The sequence below is a fragment of the Methanosaeta sp. UBA458 genome, from assembly GCF_002496085.1.
Taxonomy (GTDB): domain Archaea; phylum Halobacteriota; class Methanosarcinia; order Methanotrichales; family Methanotrichaceae; genus Methanothrix; species Methanothrix soehngenii.
In genome coordinates this window covers 1-19,482 of sequence record NZ_DAIK01000124.1, presented here as the reverse complement: position 1 = coordinate 19,482, position 19,482 = coordinate 1, and the positions used below count along the sequence as shown (strand labels likewise).

At 52.4% G+C, this 19,482-nt stretch carries 17 protein-coding genes and 1 pseudogene; 8 read left to right on the top strand and 10 right to left on the bottom strand.

Going from position 1 to position 19,482, the window contains the following annotated elements:
• Window positions 1-8 precede the first annotated feature (8 nt).
• From rfbD to BP822_RS08995, 4 genes are all read left to right on the top strand, one after another.
• Window positions 9-932 (top strand): dTDP-4-dehydrorhamnose reductase, encoded by a 924-nt coding sequence (gene rfbD / locus BP822_RS09010; protein ID WP_286878164.1) that lies wholly within the window; start codon window positions 9-11, stop codon window positions 930-932.
• An 81-nt stretch (window positions 933-1,013) separates the two neighbouring features.
• Complete coding sequence (locus BP822_RS09005; RefSeq protein WP_013720038.1) at window positions 1,014-1,511, top strand: dTDP-4-dehydrorhamnose 3,5-epimerase family protein; 498 nt, start codon at window positions 1,014-1,016, stop codon at window positions 1,509-1,511.
• A 6-nt stretch (window positions 1,512-1,517) separates the two neighbouring features.
• A complete protein-coding gene (locus tag BP822_RS09000) occupies window positions 1,518-2,978 on the top strand; it encodes a flippase (RefSeq protein WP_286878163.1) in 1,461 nt (486 codons plus the stop codon).
• Between the two features lie 132 nt (window positions 2,979-3,110).
• Entirely contained in the window at window positions 3,111-4,085 is a 975-nt protein-coding gene (locus BP822_RS08995; protein ID WP_286878162.1) for a glycosyltransferase family 2 protein, read from the top strand.
• A 48-nt stretch (window positions 4,086-4,133) separates the two neighbouring features.
• On the opposite strand, the gene BP822_RS08990 is transcribed toward BP822_RS08995, so the two are convergent.
• The 3 genes from BP822_RS08990 to BP822_RS08980 form a co-directional block, all read right to left on the bottom strand.
• On the bottom strand, window positions 4,134-5,120 hold the full coding sequence (locus tag BP822_RS08990) for a glycosyltransferase family 4 protein (RefSeq protein WP_286858158.1): 987 nt from the start codon (window positions 5,118-5,120) through the stop codon (window positions 4,134-4,136).
• 444 nt (window positions 5,121-5,564) lie between these two features.
• The gene (locus BP822_RS08985) at window positions 5,565-6,533 is read right to left on the bottom strand and encodes a glycosyltransferase family 4 protein (RefSeq protein ID WP_273278388.1); all 969 of its coding nucleotides are present in this window, start codon (window positions 6,531-6,533) and stop codon (window positions 5,565-5,567) included.
• Window positions 6,534-6,568: 35 nt separating this feature from the next.
• Entirely contained in the window at window positions 6,569-7,693 is a 1,125-nt protein-coding gene (locus BP822_RS08980) for a glycosyltransferase (protein ID WP_273278387.1), read from the bottom strand.
• Window positions 7,694-7,904: 211 nt separating this feature from the next.
• Between BP822_RS08980 and glmU (BP822_RS08975) the strand changes: the two genes are divergently transcribed.
• Together glmU (BP822_RS08975) and glmS are read left to right on the top strand one after the other, a co-directional pair.
• Window positions 7,905-9,113, top strand: a complete 1,209-nt coding sequence (gene glmU, locus BP822_RS08975; RefSeq protein WP_013720032.1) for a bifunctional sugar-1-phosphate nucleotidylyltransferase/acetyltransferase — start codon at window positions 7,905-7,907, stop codon at window positions 9,111-9,113.
• Window positions 9,113-10,918, top strand: a complete 1,806-nt coding sequence (glmS, locus tag BP822_RS08970; protein WP_273278386.1) for a glutamine--fructose-6-phosphate transaminase (isomerizing) — start codon at window positions 9,113-9,115, stop codon at window positions 10,916-10,918. Before glmU (BP822_RS08975) ends, glmS begins: the two co-directional genes overlap by 1 nt.
• A gap of 97 nt (window positions 10,919-11,015) precedes the next feature.
• Here glmS and BP822_RS08965 read toward each other — a convergent pair whose 3' ends face one another.
• The 7 genes from BP822_RS08965 to glmU (BP822_RS08935) form a co-directional block, all read right to left on the bottom strand.
• The gene (locus BP822_RS08965) at window positions 11,016-12,011 is read right to left on the bottom strand and encodes a glycosyltransferase (protein ID WP_286878161.1); all 996 of its coding nucleotides are present in this window, start codon (window positions 12,009-12,011) and stop codon (window positions 11,016-11,018) included.
• Window positions 12,008-13,084: a non-hydrolyzing UDP-N-acetylglucosamine 2-epimerase gene (gene wecB / locus BP822_RS08960; RefSeq protein ID WP_273278384.1), complete on the bottom strand. Its 1,077-nt coding sequence runs from the start codon at window positions 13,082-13,084 to the stop codon at window positions 12,008-12,010. Before wecB ends, BP822_RS08965 begins: the two co-directional genes overlap by 4 nt.
• Before the next feature lie 12 nt (window positions 13,085-13,096).
• The gene (locus BP822_RS08955) at window positions 13,097-14,293 is read right to left on the bottom strand and encodes a nucleotide sugar dehydrogenase (RefSeq protein WP_286858153.1); all 1,197 of its coding nucleotides are present in this window, start codon (window positions 14,291-14,293) and stop codon (window positions 13,097-13,099) included.
• A 54-nt stretch (window positions 14,294-14,347) separates the two neighbouring features.
• On the bottom strand, window positions 14,348-14,965 hold the full coding sequence (locus tag BP822_RS08950) for an acyltransferase (RefSeq protein WP_273271745.1): 618 nt from the start codon (window positions 14,963-14,965) through the stop codon (window positions 14,348-14,350).
• Window positions 14,962-15,897 (bottom strand): Gfo/Idh/MocA family protein, encoded by a 936-nt coding sequence (locus BP822_RS08945; RefSeq protein ID WP_286858151.1) that lies wholly within the window; start codon window positions 15,895-15,897, stop codon window positions 14,962-14,964. Before BP822_RS08945 ends, BP822_RS08950 begins: the two co-directional genes overlap by 4 nt.
• 2 nt (window positions 15,898-15,899) lie before the next feature.
• A complete protein-coding gene (locus BP822_RS08940; RefSeq protein ID WP_013720023.1) occupies window positions 15,900-17,000 on the bottom strand; it encodes a DegT/DnrJ/EryC1/StrS family aminotransferase in 1,101 nt (366 codons plus the stop codon).
• A 70-nt stretch (window positions 17,001-17,070) separates the two neighbouring features.
• The gene (glmU, locus tag BP822_RS08935; RefSeq protein ID WP_286878160.1) at window positions 17,071-18,285 is read right to left on the bottom strand and encodes a bifunctional sugar-1-phosphate nucleotidylyltransferase/acetyltransferase; all 1,215 of its coding nucleotides are present in this window, start codon (window positions 18,283-18,285) and stop codon (window positions 17,071-17,073) included.
• 94 nt (window positions 18,286-18,379) lie between these two features.
• Here glmU (BP822_RS08935) and BP822_RS08930 point away from each other — a divergent pair, with 94 nt between their 5' ends.
• The gene (locus BP822_RS08930; RefSeq protein WP_286878159.1) at window positions 18,380-19,063 is read left to right on the top strand and encodes a hypothetical protein; all 684 of its coding nucleotides are present in this window, start codon (window positions 18,380-18,382) and stop codon (window positions 19,061-19,063) included.
• 99 nt (window positions 19,064-19,162) lie between these two features.
• A pseudogene (locus tag BP822_RS08925) lies at window positions 19,163-19,482 on the top strand (IS21 family transposase); the annotation flags it as partial.

Genomic DNA, 19,482 nt, shown 5'->3' with positions numbered 1-19,482 from the left:
GATATTCCATGAGAATCTTCATAACCGGTGGCAGCGGCCTTGCGGGAAGCAAGCTGGCAGAGATGGCCTTGGCCAGGGGAGAGCAGGTCTATAGCGGATATGCTCATAACCAGCCCCCCTATGGAAAAGAGGTAAAATTCGATCTCTTGGACGCAAATGGCATCCGCGATACCATCGAGAGGATGAGGCCGGACGTAATCGTGCACAGCGCCGCCCTGACCGATGTGGATCGATGTGAACGGGAGAAGGATTTGGCCTACAGGATTAATGTGGAAGGGACCCGGGCGATAGCAGAGGCGGCGAGAAAGGCCGGCTCTTATCTGGTCTACATATCGACGGACTACGTCTTCGATGGCCAGCGGGGGCTGTACCGGGAGGAGGAGGAGACGAACCCGGTTAGCTATTACGGCCTTTCCAAGCTCCTGGGAGAGCAGTTCTGTCTTGATCAGGGGTGTATTGCCAGAACCTGTGTGATCTATGGCAGCCGGCCGGCCAGCGGCAAGGTCAACTTCGCTCTATGGCTGTTGAACGCCCTTAAATCAGGAAAAGAGGCGAGAGTGGTCACAGATCAGTTCATAACCCCCACCCTGAACAGCAATCTGGCGGCAATGGTGCTGGAGGCGGCGGACCGGCATCTATCCGGGATCTATCATCTCTCAGGAGCCGCCAGGGTATCCAGATATGATTTTGCCTGCGAGCTGGCCAGAGCATTCGACCTTGATCGCCGACTGATCATCCCCTCTCAGATGAGCGACATCGGTTGGCTGGCAAGAAGGCCAATGGATTCATCCCTGGATACAGCAAAAGCCAGCAGGACGCTGAAAAATGGGCCCCTCAACCTTTATGAATCCCTGCAAGTGTTAAGAGATGAGCTTCTCTCGGGCTCGAGGAATAGAAGATCTCATGAGAATGCTTATAGAAAGCCTGAATAATGGGCTGAAAGAAAGCATGGCAAAGGCCAAAAAGTTGGCCTTTGATAGACTAATAAAATACGAAGATGATGAGGTCATGTGATGCTGCCAGGAATTGTGATAAAACCCTTGAAGAGATTCGCCGATGAGCGTGGATTTTTCACTGAGATCATGAGGAAGGACTGGAAGGATGTTATTCAGGATGACATTGTGCAGGCCAATATGTCTCTGAGCTATCCGGGCATGGTAAGGGCCTGGCACCGGCATGAGAGAGGACAGGTAGATCATTTCCTTGTAGTTCGAGGCGCGCTTAAGATCTGCGCTTACGATGATGATACCCGGGAGCTTGATGAGATCATCTCCGCGGGAGACAATCCCCAGATGGTCAGGATGCCAGGGCATTACTGGCATGGCTTTGGGGTTGTGGGAAATGAACAGGCCACGCTGATTTATTTCGTAAACCGGCTTTATGATTATGCCAGTCCCGATGAGGAGAGAAGGCCCTGGAATGATCCGGCTATCGTTCCGGATACGATCAATGGCAAAAAGGACGAGCGCTGCAATAGAACATGGGATTGGTTTCTTCCAGCGTTCAAGTGATTTGCAGTGAATACCATTCAGAGGATAGCCAAGAACACCATATTTTTGGCCTCCTCAAATATCATTGGATTTGTATTCAGCTTCTTCTTTTTGGTCTACACCACCCGTTATCTGGGAACGGAAAGGTATGGCCTGCTCTCTTTTGCCATCGCTTTTGCCTCGATTACCATCTTCCTGGCGGATATCGGAATCTCCTCGGTGATTGTCAGAGATGTAGCCCGAGATAGGTCCAAGACGGCAATATATATTGGAAACTCCATATTAATGAAAGTCGTCCTGGCTGCGATCACCCTTATGAGCACGGCCGCCATAGGATTTGCCCTGGGCTATCCGTTCTCCACCATGAAGATAGTGATGGTGATCCTCCTCTCTCTCATCGTCATCTCCTTTTCCGGCATCATCAGCTCAGTCGTTTCCGCTTATGAGATAATGGAGTACATCTCATTAGGCACGGTAATATATAATTTAATTATGCTCACCTTCGCCCTCCTGGCCATCAGTTCAGGGGTAGATGTCTACGGCTTTGCCTATGTATACCTCTTCTCGAGCTTCATCTCTCTGGGCTATTTTGCCCTTGTAGCTCTGAGAAAGCTTCCTCGGCCCAGGTGGAATATAGATATAGACCTCTGGAAATATATGATAAAGGAGGCCATTCCCTTCGGCCTATCCTCAGTCTTTGTGAGGGTGTATTATTATGTCGATACAGTTATGATATCTTTATTGATATTAAATCCCAATGAGGTTATGGGATGGTACAATGCGGCATATCGTATGGTGATCATCCTTTCCTTTATTCCAGTGACTTTTTTGGGGTCAATATACCCTATTATGTCAAAATTTTATGTCTCTTCAGGCCAATATTTAGGATTCATGTATGAGCGATCTTTCAAGTATCTGATGGCGATTGCCATTCCTATTGGAGTGGGAACAACGGTATTAGGAGAGGATTTGGTCTCCCTTGTGTACGGGCCGGCCTTCGCTCCATCAGCCATTGCCCTGCAGATATTGATCTGGTCTGAGGCATTGATCTTCATCAATTCAGCTTTTGGGTATCTATTCAATTCCATTAACCGCCAAATGGTCGTGGCCAAGCAGACCATGCTAGCCGCTGGATTGAATATAATCTTGAATCTGTTTCTGATACCTCAGTACAGCTACATAGGAGCGAGCAGCGCAACAGTGGCCACGCAGCTCTTCTCATTTCTCTTCCTCTTATACTTCGCTATAAAAGAGGGCTATGGGCTTCCCAGGAATATGATTGCCACTTTCATCAAGATTCTATTTGCCTGTCTGGCAATGGTGCTTTTCATAAGAGGATTTGACCATATTCCGGTACCGTTATTAATAGTGATATCCGCCATTATCTATTTCTTCTTGATAATCATTTTGAGGGTAGTGGATAAGGTTGATATCCAGATGGCAGGACAGCTGCTGAGTGGGATTAGAATACCTCGCAAGAAGGAGTGATTATAGGACAAATTCAACGGCATGCTCTGATCATGCTGGCAAAGCTTTATAAAAAACGGAGAAAAGAATGACAAAGCCAATCGACCAACAATTAGCTGCTTGCAGGAAGTATCCATGGCCATCGATCCTTTGGTGTCAATAATTACTCCTACATACAACCATGAAAATTTCATCTCAGAATGCCTGGAGAGCGTCCTCGCCCAGAGCTATGCCAGCTGGGAGCAGATAGTGATCGACGATGGGTCCACCGATAAGACTGCCAAGATAGTCTCCCAGTTCAAAGATGATCGGATCAAATATATTCGTCAAGATAATAAGGGCATTCTTAGGCTTGGCGAGAGCTACAATTTGGCCCTTCAGATCTCAAAGGGCGAGTACATAGCCGTTCTTGAAGGGGATGACTTTTGGCCTTCTGATAAGCTGGAGATCCAGATCGATGCCATGAGGGGCAGTGATGCCATCTTGAGCTGGGGGAGGGCGGAGGTGATGGACGAAAAGGGCGATCTTCTTGCCGTCCTTCCCAATTATATGGAGCGCTTTATGGGTCTCTCCAGGGAAGAGCAGTTGGGCAATCTGCTCATCGAAAATCCCATGCATTCCTGCACTATTGTGTGCAAAAAGGTTGCATTGCAGTCGATTGGAGGATTCAAGCAGCCCCAAGGACTTCCTTTCGTGGACGGATCGACATGGCTGGAGCTTGGCCTCATAGGAGATTTCTTGCCCATAGATGCCGTTTTGGGCTGCTACCGAAGGCATGATCGCCAGATATCGTCAACCATGAAAAGCTCGATGGTCAGGGCAGGGCTCTACTTCACAGAATTCTTTAAAAATCTTCCTGCAGATGTCAAGGCATCTCTTGCCAATGAGGACACTGATATTGCTGCCAGAATGGATCGGAAGGCGAGGGAGATCGATTACTATCTGGGAAGAGCCTACTTGAGAGAAGGCAAATGGTCTGATGCCCGGGAATCTCTCCTAAAAGCCATCAAAGAGGAGAATCTTCCCTCCATCAAAGCAAAAGCCATTTTGGGGATCTTATGCGGCCTGCTGAGGACGGATCTGGAGTGGCTGGCTGCATTCATCGATCCAAGAGAGGGCCGGAGATGAGATTAGGGGCTCAGCCATCATATATAATTCAACGCTCTCCAACCAATTTCAGCCTTCAGCCAGCTCATTTATCGTCTTGACCAACCCATCCTCTCTTCTTTTCTCTGGAAATAGCTCAATTATCCGTTCTCTGGCTTTTTTGCCCCTACTGCTCCGATCCGCCAGGGCTTTTTTGATGGCCTCCGCCGCAGCTCGTGGATCGCCATAGGGCACAATAAAGCCAGTATCTCCAATTGCTCTGGGAATGCCGTTGCGATCTGTGCCCACAGGAATGCACTCGCAGAGCATCGCCTCGCACAGAGCATTGGGCAGCCCTTCCCTCATGGACAATTGGCAGAAGACCCCGGCCCTCTGGTAGGACTCAATGAGATCATCATGGGAGACAAATCCGGTGAATTCCACATTATCCGTAGCAATCTCCTTTAGCCTTGATAAGGCATCACCTTTGATCCCCACCACCTTGAAGCCAGCCTCCGGAAGATGTTTTGCCGATTCTACAAAAACATCGAGTCCCTTTATCAGGACCCGGTCCCAGCTCTCTCCCATGGCAACGGTCAGCGCCAAGGGCTCCTTTTCTCCCTTAGGATAAAAATCTGTATCTGAAAAACCTGAAGGAAGATAGTCTATGTTATGGCCGTTGATCCTGGCATTTTTTATGGCATCGTCCTTTAGGGATGGATCAACCACCAGCACCCTGTCCGCGTACATTAAGGCAAATTTGGTGAGAATGCTCTTGATCCTGCCCTGAGCGAAACGGCCGTAGTTTATCTCCGGGATGCATGCAACATCGAAGCCGCCAACCACGATGATGGTCTTTTTTCTCAGAAGCTTTGAAAGGAGGACTGTGGCTGCTGCATGTCCTCCAGCAAACCATATCAAGGCCATGCGGCATCCTATCATCGCCCCTGCCAATTTCACTGCATCGCCAAGGGAAGATAAGCTGACCACCTCCACCTCATAGTGGCGGGAGAGCATATCGAGATCTTTTTGGATGAAGGAAGAAAAGTAGCCGTAGTAAACAAGGACGATCTTCATAGAAACCTCAGGCCGGAGAGGAAAGCCGTACGCTTTCTGGCATTACTTTCGCAATGCACTACAAACATATTTATTCGCATGAAACCATCTCCACATGTTGTTTTCTCAGACCACAAGACACTCTTTGGAGCCAACGGTTCAGTGGGATGACCGAGAGACACACACTAACTCAGATCGGAATAGGCAGCAATGCCTAAGCTGAAATGCATTTGAAGCTATGATCTGTTTACGGGCTGCCTCGACCATGAAATGGCTCGACCGATTTTGCAGGTCGGTGTCAACCAGCCTATTGTTTCGGGAAAACATCTTACCTCAGGAACAATCTCCGCTCTCTAGGGCGGAGTAGTTGACTTGACTCCCCTTCGTTGCAGTGTGATTGGATCGTTTTGCCTTTCTATTATAAGATAGTTCCTGATAGAATCCCCTTTATCTGATCATATGAAATTAGCTATTCATCAGGCTCTTCAGCAGAGACTGCAATGCCTCCTCTCTTCTCCTCAAGCTGAACCTCTCTTCCACCCGTTTTCTCAAGCCTATCCCATTTTTTGAGGATAAAGCCTTCTCTATTGCCTCAGCCGTGGCCTTAGCACTGCCGTATGGAACATAATAGCCAGCGTCTCCCACAACCTCAGGAATTGCTCCTCTCTCTGTCACCACTGGCACGCATCCGCAGGCCATGGCCTCAGCCAGAGCCATTCCAAAGGACTCCCGATAAGAGAGCTGGCAGTAGACCCTGGCCTCTTGATAAAAAGCCAACAATTCTTCCCTAGATACATATCCGAAAAGCGAAACGTTTTCCGTAGATCTGGATTGCAGCTCTTCTCGGTCCTGGTCGGATAGTCCCACAATCAGAAATCGGATCTCGGGAAGCAGAGCAGCGGCCCCGATAAACGCATCCAGTCCTTTAAGCTTTATTATGCGACCCGAACCGGAGGCCACCGTCATCACCAGATCCTTTTTCTCCCCACCGGGCTGGAATCTGTCCAAATCGATCCCCGGATAGAGAACCTGAACTCTTTTCGGTTTAGCTCTGGCCAGGACCTCCGACTTGGTGAATTCAGATACAGGAAGGACAATATCCGCATTTCCCAGAACAAAGTCAGAATACACTCTCTTGAGTCTGCCTAAAGTATACTGGCCATAGCTTATATCCGGCTCAAAGGCCACATCGTAGCCCCCTACGACGACCGCTGATCTCTTTCTCAATAGCTTGGAGAGCAGCACGGCAGCGAAAGAATGTCCGGAGGCAAACCAGGAGAATGTGAGATCTGATTGCCAGATCGGCCTCATCATTTTGAGGATGTCGCCGGCGCCGCTGTAGCCCAGCCTTTCGACCAGGAAATGCCCTGACAGGGATGAACAGTCCTGCTTTACGAATGAGGAGCGTGGGTAATATACAAATGCTATATTCATTCTATATTATCCATCACAGTGTTATTTTAGTCGCATCAATCAGCAGCTTCAAGCAAGACCTTCTGATAATCTTTCGAAATGGCTCTCCAGTCATACCGCTCTGCCAGAGACCGGAATCTCTTTGTGGTCGGCTCCACCGACAGAATGCTATTCACCTGAGCTATAAAGCTCTCCACATCATCAAAATAGTATATCTCATCCCCAAGCAGCTTTTCCAATGATATCATCCGGCTGGACAGCACCGGCCGGCCGCAGGCCAGGTAATTGAAGACCTTCCCCCCGGCAGCATACTCGTTCTTCTTCATCATCTTGAGGGGATTCAGGCCGATGTCCATGGCGCTGATGTACCTGGAAAGCTCATTATATGGCACCGCTCCGGTAAAGACCACCCTTTCCGCCACCCCTAGATCCTCCGCCATCCTCTTTATCCCATCCCCATAATCGGTAAAGAGCCCTGGCCCCACCACCAGAAGGGTAGCATCCAGGCGCGGCAAAGCCTCGATCACCGTCTCCAGGTCCACCCAGTGCTCCAGAGAGCCGACATATCCCAGGACTGTGCCCCCAAGGCCCAGAGAGCTCTTGGCCTCTGACATGGGAAGCGGTCGGAGGACTCTGGTGTCCACGCCGTTGGGTATCACAGCTACATCTTTTACTCCCACCCCCAGGAGATACTCCTTCAGCTCTTTGGTGACGGTTATGACAGAGCGGGCATGGCGGAGATTGAATTTGGTGATGAAGCTCACCACATACTTGACTATCTCTCCTAAAGCTGAGCCGGGATAGTAGATCGATGCAGACTCCTCCAGGTGATCCAGATAGTCGAATACGATTGGCGTTCGGGAGAAGTTGGCGGCAAAAGAGGGGAGGATATTGGTGGAAAGAATGACATCGATCTTCTTTTCTTTCACAATCCTTCTGATCTTCCAGATATGGTAGGGGAAGTTCAGGATATAATAGAGGGATGGATCCTGGGTCTCTATCCAGCTTGCATTCAATAGCTGGCATTTCGTCTCCCTCTCCGGCAAATCGCTAAACCTCTTCAGGCCGAAGTGCAGCACATATACCTCATGCTCTTCAGCCAATGTATCGAAGATGAAGTTCAGACGGTTGGGAACGGGATGCCTGATCCAGTCGGTGGTGGGTATTACCAGGATATTCATATTTTGCCTTCATCATGCCGTTTTGCCTTTATCTGCAGGATATCGATCCATTCAGGCGGCATTATCATCTTGCCGGACGACTTTGTCAGGGCTCCTATAAAAGCCTGGGCCTTCCTACTGCTTTTCATTATGATCTATTCATATTTTTTAAGTACAATTGACCGAAAAGATCTAGAGCAAGATATGAGCGTATCCATTTAGCATTCTGGCTGTGATAGATTTGAAGGGAGTGATATTGGCGGCAGGAGAAGGCCGCAGATGCAGACCGCTTACCCAGACCCGATCCAAGGTCATGCTTCCCGTGGGCAACCGGCCTTTTATGGAGTACGTCATTCGCGCTCTGGCTGCAAACGGAATCGAGGACATTTATGTGGTGGTCGGATACCAGAAAGAGAGGGTGATGGACTACTTTGAGGATGGCATAGACTTTGATGTTGCCATCACCTACATCGAGCAGAATGAGCTCTTGGGAACTGCTCATGCCCTGCTCAAGGCCGAGCAGTATGTGGACGAGGAGTTCCTGGTGGTAAATGGAGACAACCTCATAGATAAAAGGGCAGTGAACGAGCTCGTCTCGGCGAAGGGAGATAATGTGATCCTGGCTGCCCTCCGCCGCCATACCGGCGACTATGGAGTCCTGATCGTTGACAACGGATTGGTAACGGAGATAATAGAGAAACCAGGGCGGCCTTGCTCGGGGATTTTGAATACAGGCTCCTATAAATTCACCCCCGATGTCTTTGACGCCCTCAAACAGGCTCCCATATCGGAGCGGGGCTCCTATGAGCTTCCTGAGACCATCATGCAGATGATCAAAGAAGGAACCCAGATCGTTCCCCTCATAACCAAAGGGATTTGGGCGGACGCCATATTTGCCTGGGATCTTCTCAACGCCAACAGCCTGGCTTTAGGAATGGATGAGCCAAAGATCATGGGCGATGTGGAGGAAGGAGCGATGATCAAGGGTCCAGTCCATTTGGGCGAGGGAAGCATTGTTCGTTCAGGCTCCTATCTGGTCGGTCCGGTCTCCATAGGAGAGGACTGCGATATTGGCCCCAATGCCGTCATCCTCCCCTCCACTTCTGTCGGCGACTCAGCCCGAATCGGCCCGCACTCCGAGGTCAGAAACAGCATATTGATGAATGACGCCAGGATCGGATCGGGATGCATAATCTCCGACTCGGTAATCGGAGCAAGCTGCACTCTCCGCGATCAGGTGGTGGTTGAGACAGGTTCTTGCGTGGTGGAGATTGAAGGGGTCTTCCAGAGAGCGGAGTTCGGCGCCATCCTTGCCGACGACGTATCCGTCGGAGCCAGGGTCCTGGCAAGCCCGGGTACGGTGGTGGGCACAAAGGCGAGCATAAGCTCTGGGGCGGCAATCCGCGGCACGATCAATAGGGATAGCAGGGTGATCTGTTAATGTGCGGCATTGTGGCGTATATCGGAGATGATAAGGCAGGACCCATATTATTTGATACCCTGAAGAGGCTGGAGTACAGAGGTTACGACTCTGCAGGAGTGGCCGTTATATCTCAGGGTTCAGTCGAAGTGCTGAAGTCGTCCGGGCGGATAGTGGACCTGGAGAAGACCTACAAGAGCATGGGAAGCCCGGGAGAGGGAATGGGAATAGGCCATACCCGCTGGGCTACTCATGGCCGGCCCAGCGACATAAATGCCCATCCCCACACATCCGGGGAGATTGCAATAGTACATAATGGGATCATTGAGAACTACCTGGATCTGAGAGACCTCCTCACCGAGATGGGATATGAGTTCCAGTCCGAGACGGATAGCGAGGTGCTGGCTCATCTCATCCATTTTTACTATAAGGGGGATCTATGTGCAGCCACCCTAAAAGCCCTGGAGAAGGTGGAGGGCTCCTATGCCATTGCAGTGATGGCCGCCAGCTCGCCTTACATCGTCTGCGCGAGATATGAGAGTCCCCTGGTGATAGGCAAAGGCAGCTCTTCCGTTTTTGTGGCATCCGATATACCCGCTCTTCTTCCTTATACCAAGGACGTCATCCGCCTGAAGGACGGCAATATTGCCCGTATCTATGCGGACAGGATAGAGGTTCTGGATTGCAGCGGCGCGCCTTTGGAGTCGGAGGTCGAGCGCATAACCTGGGATGCGGATGCGGCTGAGAAGGGCGGCTATCCTCATTTCATGCTCAAGGAGATTCATGAGCAGCCCAGAGCCATCAGGGAGACCATCGCCGGCAGGATATCAGAAATAGATGGGGATGTGAGGCTTTCCTTGGGCATAAGCGAGGAGGAGATATTGTCGCTGGAGAGGGTGACCATCATCGCCTGCGGCACCTCATACCACGCCGGTATGCTGGCCAGAAACCTCTTCGTTCGCGCTGCCGGCCTGCCGGTGGATGTGGAGGTGGCCTCGGAGTTCCTCAGTCTGCAGTTGCGACCCAGAACGCTGCTCCTGGGGATAACCCAGTCCGGTGAGACAGCTGATACCCTTCTTGCCTTGAAGAAGGCCAAGACCTGTGGCGGGCGGAGCCTGGCCATAACCAATGTCGTAGGCTCGACGGTGACAGAGCTTGTGGACGGGACCATATTCACCCGCTGCGGACCGGAGATCGGCGTTGCCGCCACCAAGACCTTCACCTCTCAGATGGTGGCCGTCATCTTGCTTGCCATCCGCTTGGGTCGTGCTCGAGGCCATCTGACCCCAGATCAGGCGAGAAAGATGTTAATCGAGCTCACCAAGCTGCCAGGCCTGGTGCAGAGGGTCCTGGAGAAAAGAGAGGAGATCAGGAAGATCGCCGAGATGTTTGCGGGGGCAGGCTGCTACTTTTTCATAGGCCGGGACTACCTCTATCCCATATCCCTGGAGGGCGCTTTGAAGATGAAGGAGATCGCCTACATCCCCTCCGAGGGTTATGCCGGTGGGGAGCTCAAGCACGGGCCCTTGGCACTGATCACCGAGAAGACTCCGGTGGTGGCCCTGGCCACCTGCGGCAAGAAGATTCAGTCCAATATCAAAGAGGTCAGAGCCAGAGGGGCTGAGGTCATCGCCCTGGCCACGGAGGGAGACCCCGACATAGAAAAGGTGGCAAGCAAGGTGATAGAGCTTCCCGAGACCAGGCCCATCTACTCCGCCGTGCTATGCACCGTGGCAGTGCAGCTCCTGGCCTATTATACCGCCAATAAGCTGGGACTGCCAATCGATAAGCCCAGAAACCTGGCCAAGTGCGTGACTGTGGAGTAAACTACCCCCAGTTTGGGTGAGATCGGGATCAGGGCAATTTGGATTTGAGAATAGAATGGATATTAGAGTGCATAAAGGCACTTGAGCCTGTGAGCGCTCACAGGCTCTCGTAGACCTCCTTGATGACCCGATCGTTCAAGTCCCAGAACCTATAATCCTCCCGGTCCATCGGCTCAGGCTCTCGCAGCAGGTTGTCTCTCACTGCTCTCTCCAGATCCCGGGAGGGCACAATCACCAGGTTCTTTCTCTTCTCGATCATGGTCACCCCCGATGCCACCACTATCTTGCCCAAAGCCAGATACTCATTGAGCTTCCAGACGCTTTTGTCCGTGGAGTAGGGGGTGAGGGCATTCTCCTCCCGGGGAATCAGGCATAAGCTGGCTTTGCCAAGCAGTGCCGCCACCTTCTCATGCGGCTGCCAGCCCAGATTCCTGACGTTTGCCGGCTTTCTCCACAGATAATAGCGGGCAAAAGGACCGCCGCCCACAATCCAAAACTCCCTTTCCGGAATTGCTCGAGCAAGCTCCAGCAGTTTTCCGATTCCCTCCTGGGTGCATACCCTGCCGATGAATATTATCGGCCCTTTTCCCGGCTGGACAGCATACTCCCCCCCGTCGATCTCATCAACCTTCTGGCAGAAAGAGCGCTGCGGATAGTTGGGAACGATGTGGACTTTCTTTTGAGGGGCATACTCTTTCACCTTCTTTTCAAGCGGCTCATTGACGGTGGTGATGACGTCCGCAGCTTCTGCCAACTCCCTTTCGAAGCGCTCGGCAAATGCCTTCCCTGGAGCTAGAAAGGTCTGAGCGAACTCAACCCCCCAGGGGGAGCGATAGTCGTAGATCAGCCTTTTGTAGCCCCTTCCCCGCAGCCCGGCAAAACCGTGATAGATCACATCCGGGACATTGAAGATATGAACCACATCCGGCTTATGGTCCAATGCTATCCTCTTCGCCTGCCTGGCAATGCTGATCCAGTTTCTAGTGCCGAAGCTGGGAACGATCACCTCATGCCCCTGGGACTGGAGGGTGCCCCTGAACATCCTGAGCCTGGTGGTCCTCTCCGGCTGATTGGCTAAAAGGAGTATCTTCAAGACCCACCTGACCCGACCAGCTTCTCGATCAGATCCACGATCATAGCGCTCGCCCTCCCCTTTCCGAATACATCCTGGCGCTCATGCCTCGGCCGGAAATCCCTGATCGCAGAGGCGATATCCTCCCCCGGCCGGACGAGGACGTTCCAGCCGTCATTTACCGTCTCTATCCATTCCGTCGTGTCCCTCAGGGTTATGCAGGGAATGCCCAAGAGATATGCCTCCTTTTGCACCCCACCCGAGTCGGTGACGATCTTTTTGGCGTTCTTCTCTAAAAGAAGCATATCCAGGTATCCCACTGGCTTTATCATCCTGATCTTTTTTTCCAGATCATCCCACAGGCCGAACTTCTTCAGGTACTTCTCCGCTCGAGGATGGCAGGGAAAGACCACATCATCCAGATCCTGGAGGGCCAGAGCAATCGCCCGGAGGTTTTCTGGATCATCGGTGTTGGATGCCCGGTGAACAGTTGCCAGATAGTAGCTCCAGGGCTTGAGCCCCAGAGCCTCAAGGATATGAGATTCGCTCTCGGCAATCCTCTCGCAATCCTTTTGCGCGTCCACCATCACATCTCCCGTCAGATGGACGTTCTGGACAATCCCTTCTCTTTTCAGGTTATCGATCGCAGTCCTTGTCGGACAGAGGAGGAGATCAGAGCAATGGTCCACCAGCACCCGGTTGATCTCTTCGGGCATCCTCTTGTCAAACGACCTCAGTCCGGCCTCGATATGAGCACACTTGATATGCATCTTTGCCGCCGCCAGCCCACCAGCTAGAGTGGAGTTGGTGTCTCCGAATACTATGACTGCATCCGGCACCTCCTTTTGCAGGACCTCTTCCGTTTTCTTGAGCATCTCACCGGTCTGAAATCCATGGCTGCCCGAGCCTATGCCCAGGTGATAGTCTGGAGCAGCTATCCCCATCTGATCGAAGAATATCCTGTCCATCTCATAGTTATAGTGCTGGCCGGTATGGACGATGACCTCCTTATGGTCTCGCTTTCTTATCTCCTTTGATACTGGAGCCAGTTTGATGAAGTTAGGACGGGCACCGACAATGGTTGCTATCTTCATGCGATCAAGTCCCTAGAGTGCTTTCCCAGATTCGAAGTTCAATTGGAAGGGATCGAATACCAGGTCGGCCTCTTCGGGCTTGATGCTTTCAAAGCCCCTGGCGGCCACCTCATCATTGTTCAGCAGTGGATCGGCCACATAGACGTCCAGCCCTTTATCATAAAGAAGCCTTGCCAGTGCAAGGTTTCTGCTGTGATAGAACTCTCTGACCCCCGCACGGAATGTTATGCCCTTGATACAGATCTTGATTTCACAGAGCGGTTTGTTGATCTTCATGCATTCCAGCAATATCCTCTCCGCCCAGTACTGGATCATCTCATCATTGAGGATGCGGGAGGTATGAAGAAGACGGCATTTGTCGAACATCTCTCGCTTTTCCATCTCTTTGATCAAAAACCAGGGGTAAACAGGGATGCAGTGCCCTCCCACTCCGGTGGAAGGCAGGTGGATATGGCAGAACTGATGGCAAGCCTTCTCTCTCGCCTCGAAAAAGTCGATTCCCAGATCCTGACAGATCTTATAAAGCTCATTGGCCAGGGCGATGTTCACATCCCTGTAGCAGCCCTCCATCACCTTGATCATCTCCGCCACACTGGCCGATGAGACCAGATGGAGGTTGGAGATGAACTGCCGGTAGAGCTGATATGCTGCCAGGCCGCTCTCCTCGTCCGTGCCCCCTATCACCTTGGGAAACTCCCTCAGCCGGCTTATGCTATATCCGGTCATTATCCTCTCCGGGGAGTAGGCCAGGAAGAACTCACCTTCCCCAAGACCGCTGCACTCGCACAGCAGCTTTTTGACCCTGCCCGATGTCGTCCCGGGAGGGAAGGTGGTCTCCAGGACCACCAGATCCCCCTTTTTCAGTATCCGGCCTAAAGAGAGCAGAGCCTTATCCATAATCGAAAAATCAGGGTTATTGCTCTGGTCTACGAATAGGGGCACAATCACTATGAAGCTTGAGCAGTCTCTCGCATCTTCGAAGCGTGGTGTGGCAATGAGATTCTTCCCTCCGTGCCGAATTATCAGCTCCTCCAAACCCTCTTCTTCGAGGATGGGGTTGGTTCCCTGGTTTATCAGCCGGCAGCGCTCATCATTTATGTCAACACCCAAAACAGCAATTCCTCTGTCGGCAATGACCGCAGCCAGCGGCAGGCCGGCATTGCCAAGGCCAACTACCGCTATCTTCGCTTTAATATCGGACAATTCCATAGTTCTTCTCCTTCTCCCGCCCTTCTCCCCTTCTATGCCTTTTTTATGTCTTGGTTATGCCCTCTTTACTATCTCGACATCCGTTCCACAGGATGAACATCTATACACGGTCTTGCTGCCGTCATCATGCAAAATCGTATTCAGACGACGGCCGCAGCGGCAGACCCAACCCCTCTGCCGGCCCGGATTGCCCAGGATCAGGGCATGGGATGGCACGTCCTCTGCCACCACGCTTCCCGCTCCGATCATGGCATACTCGCCTATTGTTATTCCGCATACAATGGTGGCATTGGCCCCAATGCTTGACCCCCGGCAGATCCTGGTAGCTGAGACGTGCTCTTCGTCCCAGATAAAGGCGCGAGGATAGAGGTCATTGGTGAATGTAGCTGATGGGCCCACGAAGACATCGTCCTCGATCTTAACTCCCTTGTAGACGGAGACGAAGTTCTGGATCTTCACATTGTCCCCTACCTCTGCCCCGATATCTATGTAGACGCTCTTACCGATGTTGCAGCCCTTACCGATCTTAGAGCTAGGGCGCACATGGGCAAAGTGCCAGATCTTCGTTCCCTCGCCGATGGATTCGCTCTCCACAATGGCTGTGGGATGAGCATAATAGGCCTGGGACTCATCCTGAGAATTGCCTTTAGAATTGCCCTGGGATTTTGTCATTCCGATATTGATCCCTTCTTGGCATTCAATCCCGATTTGATCCTCTCGCAGATCTCCAGGTTCCGTTTGCCCTCTTCTGGAGTGACCGGGAAGCTCTTATTCTGCCGGACGCAGTCCAGGAACGTCTTCAGTTCCACCTTGAGGGGCTCTACCTTGTTAACCAGAACCTTCTCGATGATGTTCTCCTGCATATACCTCTCGTCCTCTACCCGGTATTTTCCTGGTTTTCGGTAGACGTATACCTCCTGGGTCATGAAGTCGCCCTCGGTGGTGAACTCCTCTGCCTCCACATAGAAGGTGCGGAACTTCTTGGAGGACAGGCGGCTGGCGGAGATGGAGACCACGGATTCGGAGAAGACCGCCATCGCCTCGCAGACGTTGCGGCTGCCGGCGCTGAAGATCTGGTAGTCCTCCTCCCCTTTGAAGAGGACATTGAAGACTATGTCGATATCATGGATCATGAGGTCCTCGACCACTGAGGCATCGGTTATGCGGTTGGAGGTGGGATTATGTCTCTTGATGGAGACGTAGTCCGGTCGCTCGGCGATCTTCTTGATCTCCTCCACGATTGGATTGAACCTCTCGATATGGCCCACCCCCACCACAAGATCGGTCTTCTCGATCAGCCCCAAGAGACGCTCTGCCTCCTGGACAGTCATTGTGATGGGCTTCTCGATCAGGCAGTTTACCCCTGCGTTTATGACCTTGCTGGCAGTATCGAAGTGGTATCGAGTGGGAACGCATACGCTTACCGCCTCTGCCCGTGCCAGCAGCTCCTCGGGGCTTGAGCAGACGGTGGCGAGGTCACTGGCACGCTGAGCATTTTCCGATATGGGATCGTAGACGTAGACTGTATCTACCCCTTTCAGCTCTGAGTAGACACGAACATGATTCTTTCCCATGGCCCCGACGCCGATAACTCCAACGTCCATGTTCAGTCCTCGAAGCAATTTATGGTCTGGGCGATATGCTGGAGATCAGAGGCGCTCAATGAGGGATGCACAGGAAGGCTCATCACCCGGCGGGATACGTCCTCTGATACCGGGCACCTATCCCGTCCATAACCCAGCTTTTGGTAGATGGGCTGCTCATAGACCGCTTTGGGATAATGTACTGCGGTGGCGATGCCATTGGCATTGAGATACTCCATCAGCTTCTCTCTGGAGACGGGGAAGTCATCTTCCACCCGCAGTACATACTGGTTGTAGACATGGCGTACATCCGCCGTCCGGAAGGGAACTGTCAGCCCATCGATCTTGATCGTTTTATTCAAGGTATCGGCATTCTCGATCCTCTTGGCGATGAATCCCTCCAGCCGTTTGAGCTGGCCCGAGCCTATGGCACCCTGAATGTTCGTCATCCGGTAGTTGTAGCCTATTGATATGTGGTTGTACTTTCCGGTGTCGCCGTGGTTTCGGAGCAGCCGCATGCGATCGGCCAGGGCGTCATCGTTGGTGGTGATCATGCCTCCCTCGCCGGTGGTCATGTTCTTTGTAGGATAAAAGGAGAAACAACCGGTTCCGAATGAGCCCGCCATCCTTCCCCCCATCATCGCACCGTGGGCCTGAGCGCAATCCTCCACCAGGGCAATATTACGATCCTCGCAGATCTGACATACGGCTTTGGCATCGAAGGGCTGGCCGTAGAGGTGAACCCCGATCACCGCTCGGGTACGAGGGGTGATCTTCTCGGAGAGGTCGTCTGGATCGATATTGAACGTCCTGGGATCCACATCAGCGAAGACGGGCACCGAGCCCTGGTAGAGAACGGTATTGGCGGTAGCAATAAAGGTGAATGCCGGTGAAATGACCTCGTCTCCCGGCTCGAGCCCCAATCCTTTAAGGGCCAGGTCCAGGGCCACAGTGCCGTTGCTGACGGCAATAGAATGCTCTACACCCAAATACTCGCTGAACTCCTCTTCAAAATTCTTGACCTTTTCGCCCTGAGTGAGCATGCCGCTCCTCAGCACCTCTCCCACCGCCTCTATCTCTTCTTCCCCCACCGTGGGCTTGGCTATGGAAATAAAATCTCTCATCAAGATCTCCTTGTATCCTGTTCTGGTCGCTATATCCTGTGCTCATCTTCACCCTTGAAAAGGCTTGTCACTAAAGCCCATTATCTTTCATTTCTGGAGATATATGGCCCCGTATGACCTCTGCAGGCTTGCCCCAGTAGCCGGCCTCAATCACCGTTCCCGGGTAGATTGAGGTGTTGATCCCGGTCATGACTCCATGGCCCATGATCACACCAAGCTTGCGCCTGCCGCTGTCTACCTTCTCCCCTTTGAGATATGACTTAATGCTACCCTTATCGTGGCGCAGGTTTGAGCAGATGGTCCCTGCGCCGAAGTTGCATCTCTCCCCGATGATGCTGTCTCCCACATAAGAGAGGTGGCCGATCTTGGTGCCGTTCATAATGGTGCTGTTCTTGATCTCCACGGCATTGCCTATTCGGACGTTGTCCCCTATGCAGCATGTAGGCCGGATATAGCAGTTGGGCCCGATCTCCGAGTCCTGGCCGATCATAACCGGTCCCTCGATATATGATCCAGAGCGGACGACTGTTCCCCTGCCGATGGAGATCTTTCCTTTCAGGGTCGCTCCCTCTTCCACCTCTCCAAGGATCCTGGGCTCGACCTGAGCGAGCAGCGCAAGATTAGCCTCCAGGATATCCCAGGGCCGGCCGATCTCCAGCCAGCTGTTCAGCTCTACGATCTCTATGGCCTCTTTGTTTGCCGCCCGGTTCAGGCCGTCTGTCAGCTCGTACTCGCCCCGAGTGGATTTGGGTATTAACCGCAGCTCATCGAAGATCCATTTCTTGAAGAGATAGATGCCGGCATTGGCCAGGTTTGAGGGAGGATCTTCGCTCTTCTCCACCACCGACTGGAAGATGCCGTCCTCCTCCAAAAAGACGCCATACCTGCCTGGGTCATCGACCTTGATCGCCGAGACCGCCATACCCTTGGCAGCCAGCTCCTTCAGTGCGCCAATATCGGGAAGAACGTCCCCATTCAATACCATGAAACTGTCCTCGGCCAGGCTCTCCGCCGCCATCAGCGCATGGGCAGTTCCCAGCTGCTCATTTTGATGAGCATATTCTATCTTCACCCCGAGGCTCCGGCCGTCCTGAAAATGATCCCGCACTGAGTCGGCGCCGTAACCCACCACCAGAACGAATCTATCAACTCCTGCCTCTTTGGCCCGGAGAACGATATGCTCGAGAAGTGGTCTGCCAGCTATTGGGAGCATGACCTTTGGCACCCCTGCGGTCAGTGGGCGCATCCTGCTTCCTTCTCCCGCGGCGAGAATGATCGCTTGCATTGTCTAACCCTGAGATCTGAGGATGCAAGGGGGATAAAAATGCTTCTGCAAAAAAACCGAAAAGGCTTTACGGTTATTTGTCCCAGAGGTCCTCATGTTGGATGAGTTCGCCCGCTATACCGCCCTGCAGCGCGATCAAATGCCTCTGGCAATGCTGCTCGTCTATCTTAAGAGGAAGGGGGGGTTTGTGCAGCTGAACCAGATCTGGCGGGAGCTGGGGCCCACCGGCGGGGGACCATTCTGGAACCAGACCACCCTCATCAATAAGCTGGACAAGCTGGAGAGGTTGGGGGTAGTGGTCATGGAGAAGAGAATCCTCCCCTCTCCCCGTGCCGAGGCTAAGAAGAAGACCAACACCTTTTACCGGCTCAGTCCGGCCACACCCCTATATCCCTACGTCTATGGCATGCTCAAGATCTACAAAGAAGAGCAGGACCGATACTCCTCCCAGCTGGTTGACAAGCCCTTAGACCATCTCTGTCGCCTGGCGGGAAGGTCGAGTGCGTCCGATCCCCTCATCGGCAGGGAGCTGGAGGTGGCGAAGGAATTGATATCCGAGGTCTTCAGCGTGGGCGGCGATGAGGTGCGGATGATGATCAAGGAGAGGATGGTCCGCAAGGGGATGATACGGGATCGAAAAAGGGCCTCTCCAGAGGAGAAGCCGGAGGAAAAGGCGAAAGCCGAAAAAAGGGAGAACTTGAAGGCGAAGGTCGGGAAGGCCAAAAGGCCGACCCGGAGGAAGAGGAAGGAGGCGCCCGGACAGAAAGAGAGTGAGTGATCAGCTCTCAAACAATGTCTTGGTGATGATTTTCTCGCCATAAGGCAAGATCATCACCCTGATCATCTCCCTCTCGATAAGCAGTCATTCGACAAAGATTTGAGCATCAGCGAGATCGTCAGACAGACTGGACACAGCCGGGTTACGGTGCGGAAGTATCTGAATTCGCAGGTCCCTCCTTTGACCCAGAAGAGATCCCGGAAGCCAACCAAACTGGATGACCTCAGGGAATACATAATCGATAAACTCAAAGAGTGCCCTCTTTCTGCTAGCCGCATTTATCGTGAAATCCAGGATAGAGGATTACAGGAAAATATACAATTGTTAAGGATTTCGTGCATGAAGTCCGACCTAAGATCGGAGTTCCAGCGATATACGATACGAGACCAAACCAGGAATTCAAGCTCAGGTTGATTGGG